The sequence below is a fragment of the Azohydromonas lata NBRC 102462 genome (genome assembly GCF_001571085.1).
GTDB classification, from domain to species: domain Bacteria; phylum Pseudomonadota; class Gammaproteobacteria; order Burkholderiales; family Burkholderiaceae_C; genus Azohydromonas; species Azohydromonas lata.
This window is the reverse complement of sequence record NZ_BCTC01000300.1, coordinates 1-1001: the sequence shown is the minus strand read 5'-3', so window position 1 is coordinate 1001 and position 1001 is coordinate 1. Positions and strand designations below refer to the sequence as shown.

1 protein-coding gene is annotated in these 1001 nt (G+C 75.7%); it reads right to left on the bottom strand.

What is annotated here, in order from left to right:
- The coding region (locus ALA01S_RS31200; RefSeq protein WP_169806063.1) for a VCBS repeat-containing protein at positions 1-1001 on the bottom strand (1001 nt) is incomplete at both ends.

Below are 1001 nucleotides of genomic sequence, written 5' to 3'. Positions count from 1 at the left end.
TGAGGTCCAGCGTGAGGCCGGCGCCGGAGAGCGCGATGGTGTCCAGCCCCGTGCCACCGTCCACGCGTGCGAGCCGGTCCAGGTTGCCGCCGCTGCCCAGCGGCGACTGCAGTGCCTCGACCATGGCGGCGCCGACGGCGAAGCGGTCGTTGCCCGCGCCGCCATGCAGCACGCTGGCGGCCGTGGCCGTGAGCAGGTCGTCGCCCGCGCCGGCCACCAGGGTCTGTGCCGTGCCGCCGTCGCTGAGCGCGTCCGCCCCGGCCGTGCCGAGTTGGTCCACCAGGGTGTTGTAGAACAGGCCCACGGTGCTGCCGAAGACCACGTGGGTGCCGGCGATGAGGTCGGCAAGACCGTCTCCGTTGAGGTCCCCGGCACCGGAGACGCTCCAGCCGCTGCCCTCGCCGGCGCATTGGCCCTCGATGACGAAGCCGCCCTGGTCCTGGGCCACCGCCGACAGCTCCACCGCCGCCGCGTCGCCGCGGCCGAACACCACGTAGGTGCGGCCGGCATGGGTTCCGGCGGCCGTGTCGCCGTTGGGCGCGCCCAGGATCAGGTCCGTCAGCCCGTCGCCGTTGACGTCGCCCGCGCTGGACACGCTCCAGCCGCTCAACTCCCCGGCGCACTGGCCGTTGATCGCGAAGCCGCCGCCCTCGCCCGCGGCCACCGCCGCCAGGCTCACGGCGGCCGTGCCGCTGCGGCCGAACACCACGTAGCTGCGGCCCGCGTCGGCGCCCGCGGCCGTGTCGCCGCCGGGCGCGCCCACCACCAGGTCGGCCAGCCCGTCGCCGTTGACGTCGCCCGCGCCGCTCACGCTCCAGCCGCTGCCGTCGCCCCCGGCCTGGCCGTGGATGGCAAAGCCGCCGCTGCCCGCGGCCACCGCGTTCAAGTCCACCGTGGCCGTGGCGCTGCGGCCGAACACCACATAGCTGCGGCCCGCGTCCACCTTGCTCGTGACGACGAGGTCGGCCAGTCCGTCGCCGTTGACGTCGCCCGCCCCGCTG